The following is a 16336-nucleotide window of genomic DNA, read 5'->3' as shown; positions in this document are numbered from 1 at the left end:
CAATTGGTTTGCAAGCACCCCATTGAGATGATGCGACGGGGACGGTAGCGAACTGACGTGACGGGCGAAAGGTATCGGGGTGACATCTTTGAGAACGATTGGCTCGCCCAAGCCCCCGATGCGTCTGAAGGCCCGGTGGCCGGGGCCGACCACGCCGTCCGGCTGTGGCGCACCAGCACCCGAGGCCGGAGCAACACGGACACCGCCCTCGTCGCATGGCACCTGACCACCCCCGCCACATCTCTTGCGTGGATCGGGCAGCGCATGCTCGCCGCAGCGGAACGGGGAGGCCGTATATCGCTCCTGGGCATCAACACCCACGCCGAATCGCACTCTTGGGGTGAGGAGGAGGGGCGGCGGATCCATGGCTGAGGGTCTTGCTCGATAGCCAGCCGCTCCACTCGGAGAGGGCGAGGACAATGTGCGGTGATTCCACGGTGCGTCGGATCGCCAGCAGGTCCTGCCGGAGAATCACCACCGGGTTGCCAGTAGCCGCTCGCGGCATGGGCTGTGGCACGCCGGTACCGGTGATGAAGCGTTGCACCACTGGGTACCCGCTGTCCCGGCAGTGGATGGATGCGGACAGCACCACGGCGCGGGGAGCCGCGCGCACCAGGTTGTCCACCACGAGCCCCCGGGCGGCGGGCGTGTTTCCCACCACGATGCCCAACAGGCCCTTGGGCACTTGGCTCCTATCAATTGAGGTGGGCGACGTGACGGGGCGAGGGTGCCGCCGTGCAGTACGTGCGGAAGAGTGCCGTCGTTCCGGCATGCCGACCCGTAGCCATGCGCCGACGGAGACTTGCCGTCAGTCGGTTGCGATGGGCCCAGGGACGGGATCCCGTACGAGCGGCTACGGACGGCCGCACGCAGTCGGTCCATAACCGGTTCGTTTGCGAGGTTTGGGCAGTTGGTGCAGGCGACAAGCGCGAATGGACGATTCGGGTCGCCCGGTGTTGCGCGATTCGTCAGTGCGCCCTTCAGACCGTACGGCCGGGATGGCGCCGCCGCCCTGGACAATGACCAAGGGCCGCGGCGCCGTCCACCAGGGCGGTCCAGACATCACCAGGACGATTTGGTGACCCCGGGGAGGAATCCGGCGTGCGCCTGCTCCCGTACGCGCACACGGGACATGCCGAACTTCCGCAGATGCCCGCGGGGCCGGCCGTCCACGCTGTCCCGGTTCCGCACCCGGGTCGCACTGGCGTCGCGCGGCTGGCGCCGCAACTCGGCCTGGGCAGCGGCCCGTTCGTCCTCGGTCGACGAAGGGCCGCGGATGATCTCCTTCAGCTCGGCACGCCGGGCTGCGTACCGCTCGACGATCACCTTGCGCTGCTCGTTCTTCGCGATCTTGCTCTGCTTCGCCATCAGACCTTCACCCCTCGTGCGCGGATACGTGCCACCGCGGCCTCGATGCCGATGGCATCAATCGTCTTGATCGCTTTGGCGCTGAGGGTGAGCCGGATGTGACGCCCCTCGCTCTCCAGCCAGTAGCGCTTGCGCTGGATGTTCGGGTCGAACCGACGGGACGTCCGGCGGTGCGAGTGGGAGATCGTCTTGCCGAAGCCCGGCTTGGCGCCGGTCAGCTGACAGTGGGCGGACATGTGTTGGCTACCTCTCGTCGGAGACGTTATCTGAAATGGAAACCATTCCCATATAGTAGCGCCCATGGCACGCAACGAACTACGCCCGATCATCAAGCTCCGCTCTACAGCGGGTACCGGCTACACCTACGTCACCCGCAAGAACCGCCGGAACGACCCCGACCGCCTGGTCCTGCGCAAGTACGACCCGGTCCTCGGCCGGCACGTCGAGTTCCGAGAAGAACGCTGACGCACAGGTCGAAATCCCCGATCTCACAGACAGGAACACCGCCATGAAGCCCGGGACCCACCCCGCGTACCACCCGGTCGTCTTCCGCGACAAGGCAGCCGACTTCGCCTTCCTCACCCGGTCCACCGCAACCAGCGACAAGACCATCGAGTGGGAGGACGGCAAGACCTACCCCGTCATCGACGTGGAGATCTCGTCGCAGAGCCACCCCTTCTACACAGGCACGGCGCGTGTCCTCGACACCGCCGGACGGGTCGAGCGCTTCGAGCGGCGTTACGCCCGTCGCGGGGCACGGTGATGGAGGAGAACCGCAAGCTCCCCGTCGTCATCGTCGGCGGGCTGCACTCCGACGCCCGTGAGGAGGTCGTACGTCGGCTGCTGCACACCGTTCGCGGCAGTGTCGCGCTGCACCACGACCTGTCCACCGCGGCGGCCGGAACCGTTCGTCGCACGGTGCGGGACGCCTCGGGCGAGCTGTCCTCCGGCCAGGCACCGCTCGTCAACGACTGCGCGTGCTGCGCCCTGCGCGAAGACCTTGTCCCTGAGCTTCAGCGGCTGGCAGGCAGCGGTCTGCACCGGCTGGCGGTGGTCGAACTCTGGGACTCCGTCGAACCCAAGGCGATGGCCGAGGTCATTGCATCGCATGGCGGCGAGACACTGACTCTCTCGAATGTGGTGACCGCGGTCGATCCCTCGCTGGTGCTGCCGTATCTCTCCAACGGGGACGATCTGGCGGAGGCGGGCCTCGCGGCGGCCGCTACCGATCAGCGGACCGTCGGGGACACCTGGGCGCGCCAGCTGGAGTACGCGCCCGTGCTCGTGCTCCTCGAGGGAGAAGAGGCGGACGACGAGGACCGTGCACTCCTCGCCCAGCTGCATCCGACCGCACGCCGTGTGCCCGCGGATTCCCGACAGCTGGCCGAGATCGCGTTCGCCGGATTCGACGTCGAGGCTGCTGCCGCAGCCCAGCACCCGGCCTGCGCGCTGCTACCGCAGGAAGCGGAGGAATCAGGAGTCACCACCCTCGTGTGGCACCGCCGACGCCCCTTCCACCCGGAACGGCTCTACCAGGCGCTGGAAGACCTGGCATGTGCCGCGGCCCGCAGCCGCGGCCGCTTCTGGCTCGCCGACCGCCCCGACACCCTGCTGTCCTGGGACGCCGCAGGCGGCGCACTCTGCGTGGAGAACGCCGGCCCGTGGCTCGCCTCCCTCCCGGACGCCGCCTGGGACATGGTTCCGGCGATGCGCCGAGCGGCCGCCGCCCTCGACTGGCATTCCGAACACGGCGACCGCTGCCAGCACTTGGTCTTCATCGCACCCGGCCTCGACCGCGAAGGCCTGGAGCGGCTGCTCGACTCCTGCCTGCTGACCGACGCCGAGTTCGCCAGTGGGCGCGAGGGATGGAAGCACCTTCCAGCCTCCTTCGACGCACTCCTCGACCCCGTCTCCTGAACCCCGACCTACCACAGCCCCTCACCCGCCTGCCCGACCGACCGACCGACCGAGACAAGGATTCCCATGGCGCGCCGCCCCGATCCCCGCAAGCCCGTCAAGTCCCGCCCCAACCCGCTGGACGCGGCGGGCATCACCTACATCGACTACAAGGACACCGACCTGCTGCGGAAGTTCATCTCGGACCGCGGCAAGATCCGCAGCCGCCGGGTTTCCCGGGTCACCGCCCAGCAGCAGCGCCAGCTGGCCCGCGCGATCAAGAACGCCCGGGAGATGGCACTCCTTCCGTACACCTCCAAGTAGTTCAAGGGCTGTGACGCCACCTCTTGGTGGCCCCGGGCCCTCTTGACCGTGTCCCTGACAGACGCGGTCAAGAGGGCCCGGCTCCGTGACGGACGGTGCGCTTTGCGCGGTGGGAGAACGCAGCGGTGATCATTTGATTGTGAGGCGCATGCGCTGTGCTGGGCCTCTTACCCTGCTGAGGTGTAGGGCTGGAGGGCCGCACGAACCGGGGTGGGGATCTCCTTCTTGCTGCGGGTCGCGGGATCGACGAACACGTGTCGCACCTCGCCTTCTGCGATGAGCCGTTCACCGACCTTGAACACCGGACGCACGATCATGCTCGTTTTTCCGAGATGGGTGATGGGCATCTCGATGTCGAGCAGCTCGTCGAAGCGTGCCCCCTGGCGGTAGAGAATCCGCGCTTCTGCCACGACCAGGTCGGCTCCGCCCTCGACCGTGGACGCGTAGTCCTCGATGACTTCGCGCCACAGCTCGGTCAGCGCGACGTCGTAGTAGAAGAGGTAGTGACCGTTGAACACCACACCTTGCTGGTCACACTCGCTGTAGCGCACTCGCAATCGGTGCGAGAAAAACTTGGCCATGGCGAGATCGTAGTTGGCTCCCACACGCATGACCGAGGCGGCGGGAGAGCACGCGGCACGACACATCACGATGCCGCCTTGTGGAGGTGAAGACGCCGGGGCGAGCCCAGGCAGAGCCGAAGAGTACTGCTCAAGCCCCACCTGCATCGATGATGTATCGGCACCCGCAGTGCTGCTAGCGTGCCGGGCATGTCAGAGGCCGATCACCCGCGCCGCGCACACAGCTTGCTCACCCTCCCCGCGGCGGATGCCTTGTGGCCCGAACTGCTCTCCAACAGCACCGTCCCGGCCGCTTCCGAAGCGTTCACCGGCTCTCCTGCCGACCCGCGGTCGGGGTACATACTGCTCGGCAGCCACCTGGTGCCCACAGTGCAGGACGCCGACAGCCGGTGGCACGTTCGTGAAGCCGACGTGCACCGGGCAGCGGCGGAACTGGGGTCGGTCAAGGTGAACAGGAACGTGCTGGTCCATGTCGGTCCTTGCCGAGTGCCCGGTGCGGGACAAGAAGATGCGCGGGCACTGCGGTGGCGTCAGCGCCTGGACCGTGAATGGACCCGCGTCCGCAACCACGATGCTCGTGACGGGTCGTGGCAGCAGGCCGGCAGCGACCATCTGCGGCACTTGGCGGGGATCGACTGGCGCCGATTCCTGGTGCTGCGGCCAAGGACACGGGCGGCGCACACGTGGTGGCTGCCCAGCGCGCTGGCCCGGGTGCTGGACGCGGCCGAGCGTGTCGAGACGCAGTGGTTGCTGGCCGCGCGAACCTGTAGCAGGTGCGGGACGAGGGCAGCCAGCCGGCCCGAGACGTGGAGCGTCGAGACCGAGAGCGGCCGGCAGACCATCTGCCCCGCCTGCACCACCACAACGCTGCGCCCGTACACCGGGGAGCTGGAAGGCCACCTCTACTCGGCGCTCCGCAAGAAACGCAGCTCACTCGCAGTGTCCGGGTGGAGGTGCGCCGTCTGCCAGGAAGCCCCCGCCAGTGCGATCGACCACTGCCACGAGCACCGCTACGTCCGCGCTCCCGTCTGCCATGCCTGCAACACCCGCGAACGGCCGAACTACCTTTACAGCAACGACGTCTACGTCACCAACCGCTACGCGTCCCTCTTCCACACTCACGCCGAGGACTGGCTGCGGCACTGGCATCGCTGCCCGGGCTGCCGCGCCCGCACCACGCTCCCGCTCCCGCACCTGGCCGCACTCACCGCCCTCCTGGTCGGCGCTCCACTGCGCCCGACCCACCGCGTCCCGCACAGCTCCCGCGGGCGCACACCCTGCGGTGAACTGCGTGCTTCCTGGGTGGGCAGTCACAACCAGCCCCGCTCCTGTGTGATCACCCTGAGTGTGGACTACTGCCCCAGCGGGGAGCACCGCACCCTGGCGCAAATCCCTTACCGAGCAGCTGTGGACCGGTTCCGCACCTGGCTGGCCGAGACGGCCCCCGAGGTGGCTGCGGCTGCCGGGCCAAGCCGCCACGACACCGTCCCCGCCCAGTTCCGGCCCGTCATCCCGGACACCAGCAGCGCGGGCCTGAGCCTGTTTTGAGCGGGGGTGGCCGCGGCTCCCTCTTCCTGTCGGGGGCCGATCGGACTGGCGCCTGCCGCGTGTGCCTCGGCCAGTGTCCACCGGACCACCATGTCCGGGTCCGGCAGCACACGATCACATCAACTTCAGGAAGTAGATGTCACCTGCCGTACCCTCCACGGTTGCCGCGGGGGCCTACCGTGCTCGCCACTTACCAAGCGAGGAGTCCAGGTGGGCAGAGCACATCACCCCGAGCACCATCACCATCACCACGCCGCAGACCGGCCGCGCGACCGGATGCCGTACGCCGACTCGACTGTTGCGGACGGCGACTTGCGCCCGGTGGACCTGCGCCGCCGCCACTTCCTGCGCCGACTGGGACTGGTGGGTGCCGCAGCCGCGGGCGGTGGTGTCTTCGGTGGCTCTCTGTCAGGTCCGGCGATGGCCGCGTCGCAGCAACCGCTGTCGGGTGTCGACCCCCGGCGGTATCAGTGGCTGGCCGGCGACCACCATGTCCACACCCAGTACAGCTATGACGCGATGCACACCGTCATGCAGCAGGTGGAGGCAGGTGCGGAGCACGGGCTCGACTGGATGGTCATCACCGATCACGGCCATGCCGCCCACGAGAAGTACGCGGTCGAGCAGACCTACGCCGATGTGCTCGCCGCCCGCGACAAGCACCGCGATCTGCTGCTGTGGCAGGGTCTGGAGTGGAACGTCCCTGGCGGCGAGCACGCCACCGTCTTCTTCGAGGCGTCCAAGGACGAGCTCACCGCCCTGCGCGCCTTCGAGCGGCTCTTCGACGGCAACATCAACGGCACCAACCCCTCGTCCGCCGCGCACGAGGCCCTCGCGCTGGACGGTCTGAGGTGGATGTCGGCCCAGATCGATCAGGGGGCCATCGACTCCGCGCTGATGATCGCCAACCACCCCACGCGCAACGGCCGTTACTCACCCCATGAGTTCCGCGCCTATCGTGACACGGCCCCGCACATCGCGGTGGGCATGGAGGGCGCTCCCGGCGCACAGAACGACGGCACGCCGGTGCCGGTGGGCGGCGGTGGGCACCGCGGCGGGTACGGCAACAGCCCCGGCACGGACTCCTGGCCAGGCTGGCCGATGGAGGCATACCGCACCTGGGGCGGCTTCGACTGGATGACCGCCAAGCTCGGCGGCATGTGGGACTCGATGCTCGCTGAAGGCAAGGGCTGGTGGATCACCACCAATTCCGATATCCACCGTGCCAACGGCTCCCCCCTGGACATTCCTCCGGTGCCCGGCGACTGGTACGCCACCCACGGCAGGTACCCCGACCCGGTGGACACCGGCACGCCGCAGATCCACGCGGACTTCTGGCCCGGCCAGTTCAGCCGGACCGTGGTCGGCACGGCAGACCGCAGCTTCCGCGGCGTCATGGACGGCATCCGCAGCGGCCGGGTGTGGGTGGGCATGGGCGGCCTGATCGATGGGCTGGACCTGCGGGTCAGCAGCGACGGCCACGACCACCCGGCGACCCTCGGCGGCCGGGTATCGGTGCGTCGCGGCGGCGACGTCAAGGTCCGCACCGCGATCCAACCGGCCACCCGGCCGGGGGGACGCGGCGGGATCCCCCGGCTCGCCCGGGTGGACCTCATACGCGGCGCGGTCACCGGTGCGGTGGCCGACCCCGACACGTACACGGCGCCCGACGTGTCCGTGGTGGAGTCCTTCGAGCCGGGCCGACACCAACGCGGTGACCGACTGGTCTTCACGCACACCTTCCGCAACGTGCGCAAGCCGTTCTACGTCCGGCTGCGCGGCACCGACGGCAAGCGCCACGTGAGCGGTGGCATCGAACCGCTGATGGACGTGAACGGTGACGCCGACCCCTGGAGCGACCTGTGGTTCTACGCCAACCCGGTCTTCGTGGACGTCCGGTGACACCCCCCGCGCACGGCCCGGTCCTCGGCATCGACGGCGGTCACCGCGATCGGACAGCACTGGAGCGGTTGGTGCTGGAGGCAATGGAGGACACCGGCTGCCCTCTGGCGGTCCTGCTGTGCACGCATCCGGTTCACATCGGCCAGGCACACCATGCCGCGTCGGTCGAGCTCCCGGCGACCACCGGACCGACCGCGCTCACCGCCCTGGCGGCCCGTCTGGTGGAACTGGGTGCCGCCGTGGCGGGCCCGGACGAGGGTCCGGCCCGCGGAGCGGAGGAGTACCGCCCCGGTGCGCTTGAGGCCCGCCGGGCACTGCTGGCCAGGCAGGCGGGCCGCGCCGTCCGGTTCCCCGGCCAGGATTCACTGCGCGGGCGGTTGACGATCGCACGGGCGCTGGCGACGGGTGCGGTGGACCGGGTCGATCCGCTGGGGACCGAGGTGGATCCCGACACTGTGGTGGACACCCGGGACTTCGTCCGCCCGGTCTTCCGTGACGGCGACCTGGTACTGGAGGTCACCCCGGCGGCCGGCGGTACGGTGATCCCGCTGGAACTGCGGGACCAGCACATCTGCGGGCACTGACCGGTACCCCGGGGCCCGCGACCGTCCGCGCGGGCCCCGGGAGCCTTGCCCTCGCCCGCCTCGCCCGCCGCCGCACGGGGCGAACGACTCGTCCGCCTTCCTGCCCGGCCCCTCGGCAGCCGAGTCGAGGTGCGAGCGGCTTCGCGGCTGACGGACACCGGATGCCGCGACCGGGGCGCTGTCTTGTGGTCGCTGTCAGTAGATGATCGACACGATTTGACAGGTGGCTTCGGCCAGGTTGCGGTCACCGTCGATGCCGGCTCGGGATAGCGCTGTCTCCGGCTGGATGCCGCGGGTGCACAGGCGCCAGGCGGTCTCCGCGTCCAGGTGAACGACCGCGGTGGGACGTTCGGCGTCTGGCTCGGCGAGCGACCAGCGATCCCCGGTGGCCGTCACGGTCCAGGTGCCCCCAGCCGGGCCGTCGATCCGGACCTGGATCTGGGTGCCGACCGGCACGTCGACGTCGCGCAGGGTGTGGGGCAGGGCTCGCATGAAGGTATCCAGGACAACGGACAGGAGGCGCGGATCGGGGTCGGTCCCCCGGCCGATGGCGTGGCGGATCTGCTGGCGGTGGGTCCAGAACTCGGTCAAGTCGCGAGCGCTGTCCAGCCACATCGGCGCCGGGTCGACACCGGCCCAGGACACCCCCAGCGACGGCGAGTTGGGGGCAGTGGCCTCGAAGAACCGGGCGACCTGTCCGCCGATCAGGTCGAGGGTGTCGGTGAGCGCGACCGGGCTCACCCGGCGGTAGGCGGCGACCCATTCCTGGTTGATGCGGTGGATGAACGCCTCCAGGGTCTCGCCCGGCGCGAAGGCGGGGCCTTCCTGGTGGCCGTCGCGGTCCCGGGCGAGGCGCCCGTAGAAGTCGCCCAGGACGTGGGCGGCCAGGTCACGTACGGTCCAGCCCGGCACCGCCTCCTTGGCCCAGTCGGCGGGGGCCAGGCTGCGCAGCGTGGCCATCAGCGCGGCCTGCTCAAGGGTGAACAGGGAGCGGGTGTCGATCGGGGCGCCGAGCCAGGAATGGGGCGGCACGTCGTTGGGCTGAGAGTTCACGGTTCCAGCCTGCCAACTGAATGTCGCGATGACTATCGAATACCCCATTCAGGACGATCGGCCCGCCGGACCACGATTCATCAGACACGCCATAGCCATAGCCACAGCCACAGCCACAGCCACAGCCACAGCCACAGCCACAGCCACAGCCACAAGACGGTCCCAGCCTCGGATCTTTCGTGAGCCAGTGGCCCGGCTCGCAACGTTGACCGGGCAATCGGTCGGCGGGCAGGGCGCTTTGCTGTGAGCGGGTGGCATGCCTGTGGGTCTCCGCTTAATATCACCTGCCATGACTACTGAAGCCGAGCCCCCGGCGGAGCCCGATGTCACGCTCACCAGCCCGGCCGAGTTGTTGGCGGGCTATCTGGATTTCTACCGTGACGCCGTGCTGCGCAAGCTGGACGGCCTGACCGACGAGGAGCTGCGGGGCAGCCGGCTGCCCTCCGGCTGGGCACCGCTGGAGCTGTTGAAGCATCTGGCCTATGTGGAGCTGCGCTGGCTGGAGTGGGGCTTCGCCGGTCAGCAGGTCGAACAGCCGTGGGGCGATATGGACACCCGTGGCGGCAGATGGTGTGTCGAGCCGGATGAGACCGTCGAGGATGTGACGGCGTTCTTCCGTGCCCAGTGCGAGCGGTCCCGCGCGATCCTCGCCGACACACGGCTGGAGGACCGGATGGCCACCCTAGGGGGCCGGGTCCCGCCCGAGGAAGAGCGGCCAACGCTGATCTGGGTGCTGTTCCATCTGCTCCAGGAGTACGCCCGGCATGTCGGGCACCTCGACATCGTCCGGGAGCTTGCCGACGGCGTCACCGGCGAGTAGCCGGGGGGGTCCCACCGGCTATCGATGGGGCAGCTTCGTCAGTACTAACTGATCCCGAAGTAGCGGCAGGACATCGCGACGTTCCCGGTGACCTCTTCGACATGGCGTATCACCGCCCACGCCGCCTGACCACCAGCGACGAGTTTCCGAACAGCGCACGATTTACCGCAGGCCCAGGACGTTCCACCAGTCACCCACGATCACAGCGGCCTGGGCGATACCGCAGGCCGCATCGGCGTTGTACATGCCCATGACTCCCTAGTAGGTTCCGTTTCGGAACTCACTTGGTGGGCAGCCGACTTCGGGCGGACGCTCATGCTCGTGCACGACGAACGCAAAGCAAACGAGGGGAACAACAACAGTGGACACCGACCCGACAGCGACCCGTGAGCACGGCCCGGAACCGGCCCGCTCCGCAAGGGGCAGTGACACCGCTGCGCCCACCCGGGACCAGGTGATCGGGTATGTCGCCGACCATCTCATCGCCCGGCACCCAGGGCATCCGCTACGGGTCGCGGTTGACGGCATCACCGGCGCCGGAAAAACCACACTCGCCCGCGCCATCGCCGCCGCGGTCGAGCGGCGTGGCCGCCCGGCGATCCACCTGTCCATGGACGGCTTCCACCACCCACGCGCGCACCGGCACCGGCAAGGCCGCGACTCCGCACTCGGGTACTACCAGGACGCCTACGACTTCCCCAGCTTCGCCCGGACGGTCCTTGTCCCGCTCGGACCGGGTGGCACTCGCCGCTACCAGCGCCGCATCATCGACCTGGCCGACGACCAGCCGGTCGACGAGCCCCCGGCCACCGCCCCGGCCGACGCGGTGCTGGTCGTGGACGGCAGCTTCCTGCAACGCCCCGAATTGGCCGACCTGTGGGACGAGGTGGTGTTCACCGATACCAGCTTCCCTGTGGCCCGCCGGCGCGGCACCCACCGCGACATCGGCTTGTTCGGCGGCCTGGACCAGGCTGAGCACGCCTTCGACACCCGCTACCACGCCGCCTGCCGGCACTATCTGGCCGAGATCGACCCCGCCGCACACGCCACGATCGTGGTCGGCAACGACGTTCTGGAGCATCCCATGCTCCGCCGGATGGGACGGCCGTGATGGTGGCCAAGCTGTTCGCGACGGCCTGCCCACCCCTCTGACCGTGGCCCCTGGGTCGGCCACGGCGGTGGTGACCAATCGAACGCTGGTCGCCGACCGAGCCGACGGCCTGTGCACCGCAGTTGGCATCACCAGCGGTCGGCTGGTCTGGGGCACGTTTACCGTCTGCGGCCTGGCCGCGATCCTCGCCGACTCCACCACCGCCTGCCTCGTCGTGAGGGTTCTCGGCGCCGCGAACCTGCCGCGGCTCGGGGCACAGGCGTTGTGGCGAGGTCGACGCGTTCCCACGGTGGCAGAGGTCGTCCTCCCGCCGGAACGGATGCCCGGGGTGTCGCCGCCGCCGAAGTTGAAGGTGACCAAGGTGACCTCGGTGCGCCGAGGCACTCGAGGTACGCGGCGCCCGCGAGCCGTACGGTCATGAACGCCGCGTCCCATCGCGCCGGCGCCGCGGCGAGTCCGCAGCGCCGGACCACGTCAGGGACCCGAGCGCGGAACCGATCGGTGGCCGCCCCCACGCGGCGCCCGCCCCGCGGACCGTTACGCGGTACCAGCGGCGGATCGGGCCCGAGGACGGCCGTCACGACGAAGGCGACCAGGGTGAACCAAGGACGCTGCCGGTTATGCGAGGTCCAGTAGCTGCTCGTAGAAGCCACCGAAGCACTTCGCCCGATTGACGAAATGGAGCTCCAGGATCCAGTGGCATTGCCGTCCGGACCGGTCGGTGCGGCGCAGCGGGGTGTTGTTCTCCGGGGTGATGTAGGACTCGGCCTTCGCCCCGTCGTTGGTCTCGTGCGGGAACTCACCGACCAGGTGGCCGGCGTGCCAGATGCCGATCTCCCAGCCGGCGTCGGCGGCCAGGCGCTCGACTTCCGCGTACAACTGCCTGCCGGTGATGTCCTCGTCCGCCTGGAAGGCGGCGCGGCCGGCGGCGAAGATGCGCGGGAGATCCTCCAGGAGCCGGTGCTTGTCGGGGTCGCCGCCGAAGACGTAGGTGCGGCCGAAGTCGGCCTCGTGCTCCTCGAAGATCGGGCCGAAGTCAGCGAAGGCCACGTCGTCCTCGCCGATGATTCGGTCCGGCGGGTTATCCCGGTAGGGCAGCAGAGTGTTGGGACCGGAGCGGATGATCCGCTTGTGCCAGTGCTTGGTGGTGCCGAACATGTCGTTCGCCAGGTCACGGATGCGGTCACTCACCTCCCGCTCGCCCCGGCCGGGAGCCACCAGCCCCCGCGCCTCCACCTCGGCGAACAGCGCGATCGCCTTCTCCTGTGCGGCGATCAGCCCAGCGATGCGCCCGCTCTCCTCATCTTCCATGCCTGTCCCCCATCTTCATTACCTGTGTCGGCCGAATACACCGTCAAGATTTGCATAGGGCAAGTTGATGTGTGAACCGGGGGTTCTCGTGAGTGGCCCGCTGGTTGACTTCGTGCGGCGCCCGGCGGTCGGGCGCGTGACGCTCAGCGGCGCGGTGCGGTGATGGGCCCGCACCGCGTCGGCGGGATGTCGGCCGTCCAGCGGGACTGTCGGTGATCCATAGGCGATGTGTTGGTGGCCGCTGGAACCGTGGGTGTCGAGTTGCCAAAGGGAGCAGCTGCAACCGCCTTCAACAGCAAGGGAGTCCCGTCGCCATGTCGTCCATCCCGCCCTGGAATGTCCAACGACTGCCGGGTGCCGATGGCCGCGTCTTCCTGGTCACCGGCGGCAACGCCGGCATCGGGTACTTCGTCGCGGAGCAGTTGTCGGCAACCGGAGCCACCGTCGTACTCGGCAGCCGGAGTCCCGCCAAGGCCGAGGTCGCCACGGCCTCGATCCGTGCGCGTGTCCCCGGCGCACGAGTGCGGGCCGTACGGCTGGACCTCGCCGACCTCTCGTCGCTCGAAACAGCGGTGGAATCACTGGAGGTGGAACGCCTTGACGCGGTAGTCCACAACGCCGGTGTCGCGCTTGACGACCCGCCGCGCAAGGAGACCGGGGACGGTCACGAGCTCATGTTCGGCACGAACCACCTCGGGCACTTCGCCTTGACCCAGTGGCTGATGCCACTGCTGTCGGCTGCGCCGGCGGCCCGCGTGGTGACCATGGGCAGCTTCGCGGCGAAATCCGAGCGCCTCGACCTGGACGACCTTCAGTCCCGGAAGGACTACCAGCCCAAACGCACCTACGGACGCTCCAAGTTGGCGCAGATGTACTTCGGCGTCGAACTCGATCGCCGCCTGCGGGCTGCCGGCAGCACGGTGGCGAGCATGGTGGTCCATCCCGGCGGCGCGCTGGACTCCCTCACCCCGTCGCGGCCACCGGTCCATGTGCGAACTACCGCCGCACGGCTGAGGGCGGCGCCTGCGGTCCTCCTCGTCCAGGGCAAGCACGCCGGCGCATGGCCCGCGGTCCGTGCGGTGCTCGACCCGGCCGTGCGTGGAGGCCAGTTGTGGGGACCGCGCGTCTTCCGCCTGCGCGGTGAGCCCCGACGTGAACCGGTGTGGAACCATCTGGCCGACCCCTCCGTCGCGGCACGGCTGTGGGACGCAAGCTGTGATCTGACCGGCGCCGACCTCAGCACCATCTCCGGATAGCGCGGGCACGCGCACGGTGGCCGACAGGTTGTCGAGCAGGTCGCGGGCGGCAGCCGGGTCGCGGAGCCACTCGCGAACGCCCTCGACGCGGTCAACGCTCGGCGGGATCGGTGCGCCGTCCGGGCTCACGGGAAGGTGGAGGTAGCCACAGGCTACTGAGCGCCGCAGCCGGCCGGCCCAACTTGCCGCCCGACCGAGCGAGACTCGAGCCATCTCCTTCGGATCACCAGGTCGACGGTCCAGCAGTGCCGCTGACCGACGAGCAGCGGGTACGGGCTCGGTTCGTGGGTCAGTTGGGCTGGTTGTGGGCGCGGGCTTCGGCGGCGGACTTCAGATCGCGCAACCATGATTCAAGGCCGTCGCGGAGGATCTTGGTCGCGGTGGGAACGTCCGCTTCGACCTGGGCGCCGCTGTGGGTCTCCTCGGTGCTCACGCGGACGGCACCCTTGACCTTGGTGAAGTTCCAGACATGGACGCCGTCGATGCGCAGTCCTTCGCCGATCGCGGGACCGGTCCAGCGAATGCACGAGTTGTGCTTGATCTGCTGGACGGTCGAGGTGATCTCCAGGCTGGTGGCGGGAGTTGAGGGGTTGGGGGGTACCGGGGTCGTCCACCGGAATGCCGACCCCTTACGGAAGGGGCCGTGGTCGAGGCGTTCCACGGTCTCGACGGGCGTCTGCCAGGACGGCCAGCGCTCCACGTCGGTCTGGAGCTTCCAGATGGTGCGCAGCGGGGCGTTGATCACGATCTCGGTCCGGTGGCGGACGAGAGCGTCGGGGTCAACACCCTTCCCGCGGCAGGTGAGGGACTTGCCAGGGTGGGAGGCGTGGGAGCCGGCGGCCCCGGCGGGTGCGACAGCGGTGCCGAGGAGGCCGAGGACGAGCGGGGCGGATAACAGGACGGCGCGGACGCCTGTACCGCGAATGCCGGACACGGAGTTCTCCTTATGTCGATCGGGGCCGTGAGAGCTGTCTGTCGGGCAGGCACGCGCCAATGTCGCGCGCCCACAACGAGATAGAAGCTCACGCGTTCGTTAGAAGTTATAACGCAATGTGGGGCGGCGGATCAATGGGTGCGCACGCTCTGACATTCGCACCCCGAGCGCCTGAAGGGTGTCAATATTCCGATCAGGCTGCTGAGCTGGGCCTTTCCTGCGGATGATGAGGTGGCCGGAGCGGCGTGGTGTGGTACTCGTTGAGCAGTCCAGCCAGCACCCCCTGGCGCCTGATCGTGGCGGCGGGCAGGGGGATGACGTTCGGGTCGTCGTCTGAGGCTCGTAGGTTGAGGCTGCGGTGGGCTCGTCCGGTGTTGTAGTGCTCGGCGTACCCGCTGTCCATCGAGTTCTGGGCCCCCGACCTGACCCTGACCGCCTCCCACGGGCGGCACCTGCTCAGGGCGGATCCTGTGCGTTTCCTCGCTGCTGTTTCTCCTGGCCGAGCGCCCGCGCGACCAAGGCCGCGGTGCGCAGGTCCGGCCAGCGGGCGGGGCCGGCCAGCCCGAGGTGGTAGAGGTGCAGTTCGGTGGCGCCCGCTGCGCCGAGGGCACTGACGTAGGACCCGATGTCAGGAATCGCCTGGGCCCCGACCACGCTGACGTAAGCGCCGATCGCGACGCGTTCGGGCAGTGCGGCACGGGCGGCTGCGACGGTCTCGGCGCCGTGCTCGGGCGCCCAGCCGGAGAACACGATGGCATCGGCGTCCGCTACGGCCCCTGGGGTGAGGCCCGGCAGGGCGCCCGTGGTCCAAGGGTCGAGGGCCCCGTGCAGGACGATCCGGGTTCCCGGGGCGACGGCGGACAGGACCTCGGCGCGCAGGGCGTCGGTGGCACACTGCCGGGTGGCCAGCAGTGTCTCGCACAGCGTCGGCGGCAACCCGTCGTCGGTGAGGGCGAGTTCGCCGGTGGCGATCAACCGGCGCACCTCGGTGCGGAGCCGGTCACGGACCTCCTCCGGCGCGAGGCCGACGTCGGTCCAGCCCGAAGCGCAGGCGGTGCAGCAGCAGACCGACAGCAGGCGTGCCACCGAAGGCGCCCAGACGGCCTCGGTCTTCTCGTGCTGGTGCAGGTGCACGGCTCCGAGCGGACCGCATGCTTCCAAGATCACCGAGGAGAGATCCAGTCCGTGGACCGCCTCGGCGGTCAGTGCGGCGGCGTACTCCCGCACCGCGGGCTGCGCTGGGCACAGCGCCCACGGATAGGTCTCACCGAAGCAGTTCCGCACGGCGATATCCGGGTGTGCCAGCCCCAGCGCGGAGTTGTGGGTGAGGACGATCCAGGCGGCGGCCGGGATTCCCGCCGCGTTGAGCATCCGCACGGCATCGCCCGCACTGTCCTCCCGCGCCACCCATTCCGGTGGTGAGGGCCGTAGTGGCCTGCCCCGCCAGGCGCTCTCGCGCACGGGCCGGTACAGCGCCGCGTGGCGGGCGAGCACCGCCGTGTGCCGCGTCGACCAGGGAGTCGCCGCGCGGGTGCTGTGGTACGCCACCGCCACCGCCACCTCGTCGAGGCCCAACTCCCGTACCCGGCTGATGAATCCTTGGTCGCCAAGGAGATCCCAGGGGTAGGCGTATCCGGTCGTCTTCATC

19 protein-coding genes are annotated in these 16336 nt (G+C 69.3%); 11 read left to right on the top strand and 8 right to left on the bottom strand.

Annotation, left to right across the window (positions count from 1 at the left end; all coding sequences use genetic code 11):
• Nucleotides 1-310: 310 nt before the first annotated feature.
• From AC4BEG_RS31130 to rpmB, 3 genes are all read right to left on the bottom strand, one after another.
• Entirely contained in the window at nucleotides 311-685 is a 375-nt protein-coding gene (locus AC4BEG_RS31130; protein ID WP_490702990.1) for a hypothetical protein, read from the bottom strand.
• Nucleotides 686-1062: 377 nt separating this feature from the next.
• Nucleotides 1063-1368 carry a 30S ribosomal protein S14 gene (rpsN, locus tag AC4BEG_RS31125; protein WP_490702989.1) on the bottom strand — a complete coding sequence of 102 codons (306 nt, stop codon included), beginning with the start codon at nucleotides 1366-1368 and terminating at the stop codon, nucleotides 1063-1065.
• Nucleotides 1368-1604, bottom strand: coding sequence for a 50S ribosomal protein L28 (gene rpmB / locus AC4BEG_RS31120; RefSeq protein WP_388261983.1), 237 nt, complete (start codon nucleotides 1602-1604; stop codon nucleotides 1368-1370). The genes rpsN and rpmB overlap by 1 nt, the downstream gene beginning before the upstream one ends.
• A 64-nt stretch (nucleotides 1605-1668) precedes the next feature.
• Here rpmB and rpmG point away from each other — a divergent pair, with 64 nt between their 5' ends.
• The 4 genes from rpmG (at nucleotide 1669) to rpsR (ending at nucleotide 3588) form a co-directional block, all read left to right on the top strand.
• The gene (gene rpmG, locus AC4BEG_RS31115) at nucleotides 1669-1833 is read left to right on the top strand and encodes a 50S ribosomal protein L33 (RefSeq protein ID WP_490702988.1); all 165 of its coding nucleotides are present in this window, start codon (nucleotides 1669-1671) and stop codon (nucleotides 1831-1833) included.
• Nucleotides 1834-1876: 43 nt separating this feature from the next.
• On the top strand, nucleotides 1877-2131 hold the full coding sequence (locus tag AC4BEG_RS31110) for a type B 50S ribosomal protein L31 (RefSeq protein ID WP_490702987.1): 255 nt from the start codon (nucleotides 1877-1879) through the stop codon (nucleotides 2129-2131).
• Nucleotides 2131-3285, top strand: coding sequence for a CobW family GTP-binding protein (locus AC4BEG_RS31105; RefSeq protein WP_490702986.1), 1155 nt, complete (start codon nucleotides 2131-2133; stop codon nucleotides 3283-3285). Before AC4BEG_RS31110 ends, AC4BEG_RS31105 begins: the two co-directional genes overlap by 1 nt.
• A gap of 66 nt (nucleotides 3286-3351) precedes the next feature.
• Nucleotides 3352-3588 (top strand): 30S ribosomal protein S18, encoded by a 237-nt coding sequence (rpsR, locus tag AC4BEG_RS31100; protein ID WP_490702985.1) that lies wholly within the window; start codon nucleotides 3352-3354, stop codon nucleotides 3586-3588.
• A 167-nt stretch (nucleotides 3589-3755) separates the two neighbouring features.
• Here the strand turns inward: rpsR and AC4BEG_RS31095 are convergent, their stop codons facing one another.
• Complete coding sequence (locus AC4BEG_RS31095) at nucleotides 3756-4169, bottom strand: acyl-CoA thioesterase (RefSeq protein ID WP_490702984.1); 414 nt, start codon at nucleotides 4167-4169, stop codon at nucleotides 3756-3758.
• A gap of 189 nt (nucleotides 4170-4358) precedes the next feature.
• Between AC4BEG_RS31095 and AC4BEG_RS31090 the strand changes: the two genes are divergently transcribed.
• From AC4BEG_RS31090 to AC4BEG_RS31080, 3 genes are all read left to right on the top strand, one after another.
• The gene (locus AC4BEG_RS31090; RefSeq protein ID WP_490702983.1) at nucleotides 4359-5717 is read left to right on the top strand and encodes an endonuclease domain-containing protein; all 1359 of its coding nucleotides are present in this window, start codon (nucleotides 4359-4361) and stop codon (nucleotides 5715-5717) included.
• A 210-nt stretch (nucleotides 5718-5927) separates the two neighbouring features.
• On the top strand, nucleotides 5928-7619 hold the full coding sequence (locus tag AC4BEG_RS31085; protein WP_490702982.1) for a PHP domain-containing protein: 1692 nt from the start codon (nucleotides 5928-5930) through the stop codon (nucleotides 7617-7619).
• Nucleotides 7616-8203, top strand: a complete 588-nt coding sequence (locus AC4BEG_RS31080) for a hypothetical protein (RefSeq protein WP_490702981.1) — start codon at nucleotides 7616-7618, stop codon at nucleotides 8201-8203. The genes AC4BEG_RS31085 and AC4BEG_RS31080 overlap by 4 nt, the downstream gene beginning before the upstream one ends.
• Before the next feature lie 195 nt (nucleotides 8204-8398).
• On the opposite strand, the gene AC4BEG_RS31075 is transcribed toward AC4BEG_RS31080, so the two are convergent.
• Nucleotides 8399-9256, bottom strand: coding sequence for a maleylpyruvate isomerase family mycothiol-dependent enzyme (locus tag AC4BEG_RS31075; RefSeq protein WP_490702980.1), 858 nt, complete (start codon nucleotides 9254-9256; stop codon nucleotides 8399-8401).
• A 289-nt stretch (nucleotides 9257-9545) separates the two neighbouring features.
• Here AC4BEG_RS31075 and AC4BEG_RS31070 point away from each other — a divergent pair, with 289 nt between their 5' ends.
• The 3 genes from AC4BEG_RS31070 (at nucleotide 9546) to AC4BEG_RS31060 (ending at nucleotide 11608) form a co-directional block, all read left to right on the top strand.
• Entirely contained in the window at nucleotides 9546-10076 is a 531-nt protein-coding gene (locus AC4BEG_RS31070; RefSeq protein ID WP_490702979.1) for a DinB family protein, read from the top strand.
• A gap of 361 nt (nucleotides 10077-10437) precedes the next feature.
• The gene (locus AC4BEG_RS31065; RefSeq protein ID WP_490702978.1) at nucleotides 10438-11187 is read left to right on the top strand and encodes a nucleoside/nucleotide kinase family protein; all 750 of its coding nucleotides are present in this window, start codon (nucleotides 10438-10440) and stop codon (nucleotides 11185-11187) included.
• A 43-nt stretch (nucleotides 11188-11230) separates the two neighbouring features.
• Entirely contained in the window at nucleotides 11231-11608 is a 378-nt protein-coding gene (locus AC4BEG_RS31060) for a LysE family transporter (RefSeq protein ID WP_490702977.1), read from the top strand.
• Between the two features lie 197 nt (nucleotides 11609-11805).
• Here the strand turns inward: AC4BEG_RS31060 and AC4BEG_RS31055 are convergent, their stop codons facing one another.
• Nucleotides 11806-12498 (bottom strand): M24 family metallopeptidase, encoded by a 693-nt coding sequence (locus AC4BEG_RS31055; RefSeq protein WP_490702976.1) that lies wholly within the window; start codon nucleotides 12496-12498, stop codon nucleotides 11806-11808.
• Between the two features lie 314 nt (nucleotides 12499-12812).
• Between AC4BEG_RS31055 and AC4BEG_RS31050 the strand changes: the two genes are divergently transcribed.
• Nucleotides 12813-13754, top strand: a complete 942-nt coding sequence (locus tag AC4BEG_RS31050) for an SDR family NAD(P)-dependent oxidoreductase (RefSeq protein WP_490702975.1) — start codon at nucleotides 12813-12815, stop codon at nucleotides 13752-13754.
• A 289-nt stretch (nucleotides 13755-14043) separates the two neighbouring features.
• Here AC4BEG_RS31050 and AC4BEG_RS31045 read toward each other — a convergent pair whose 3' ends face one another.
• Together AC4BEG_RS31045 and AC4BEG_RS31040 are read right to left on the bottom strand one after the other, a co-directional pair.
• Nucleotides 14044-14688 carry an SRPBCC family protein gene (locus AC4BEG_RS31045; protein ID WP_490702974.1) on the bottom strand — a complete coding sequence of 215 codons (645 nt, stop codon included), beginning with the start codon at nucleotides 14686-14688 and terminating at the stop codon, nucleotides 14044-14046.
• A gap of 456 nt (nucleotides 14689-15144) precedes the next feature.
• Nucleotides 15145-16335, bottom strand: a complete 1191-nt coding sequence (locus tag AC4BEG_RS31040; RefSeq protein ID WP_490702973.1) for a hypothetical protein — start codon at nucleotides 16333-16335, stop codon at nucleotides 15145-15147.
• Nucleotide 16336 lies beyond the last annotated feature (1 nt).

It is taken from the genome of Streptomyces sp. JLBJ103, assembly GCF_058215575.1.
This window is presented reverse-complemented; position numbering and strand designations above follow the sequence as displayed.

Coding starts and splice junctions, on each gene's coding strand:
- AC4BEG_RS31055 (WP_490702976.1), bottom strand. CDS start 12,498: ATGGAAGATGAGGAGAGCGGGCGCATCGCTGGGCTGATCGCCGCACAG.
- AC4BEG_RS31090 (WP_490702983.1), top strand. CDS start 4,359: ATGTCAGAGGCCGATCACCCGCGCCGCGCACACAGCTTGCTCACCCTC.
- AC4BEG_RS31105 (WP_490702986.1), top strand. CDS start 2,131: ATGGAGGAGAACCGCAAGCTCCCCGTCGTCATCGTCGGCGGGCTGCAC.
- AC4BEG_RS31070 (WP_490702979.1), top strand. CDS start 9,546: ATGACTACTGAAGCCGAGCCCCCGGCGGAGCCCGATGTCACGCTCACC.
- rpsR (WP_490702985.1), top strand. CDS start 3,352: ATGGCGCGCCGCCCCGATCCCCGCAAGCCCGTCAAGTCCCGCCCCAAC.
- rpmG (WP_490702988.1), top strand. CDS start 1,669: ATGGCACGCAACGAACTACGCCCGATCATCAAGCTCCGCTCTACAGCG.
- rpsN (WP_490702989.1), bottom strand. CDS start 1,368: ATGGCGAAGCAGAGCAAGATCGCGAAGAACGAGCAGCGCAAGGTGATC.
- AC4BEG_RS31110 (WP_490702987.1), top strand. CDS start 1,877: ATGAAGCCCGGGACCCACCCCGCGTACCACCCGGTCGTCTTCCGCGAC.
- rpmB (WP_388261983.1), bottom strand. CDS start 1,604: ATGTCCGCCCACTGTCAGCTGACCGGCGCCAAGCCGGGCTTCGGCAAG.
- AC4BEG_RS31050 (WP_490702975.1), top strand. CDS start 12,813: ATGTCGTCCATCCCGCCCTGGAATGTCCAACGACTGCCGGGTGCCGAT.
- AC4BEG_RS31040 (WP_490702973.1), bottom strand. CDS start 16,335: ATGAAGACGACCGGATACGCCTACCCCTGGGATCTCCTTGGCGACCAA.
- AC4BEG_RS31095 (WP_490702984.1), bottom strand. CDS start 4,169: ATGGCCAAGTTTTTCTCGCACCGATTGCGAGTGCGCTACAGCGAGTGT.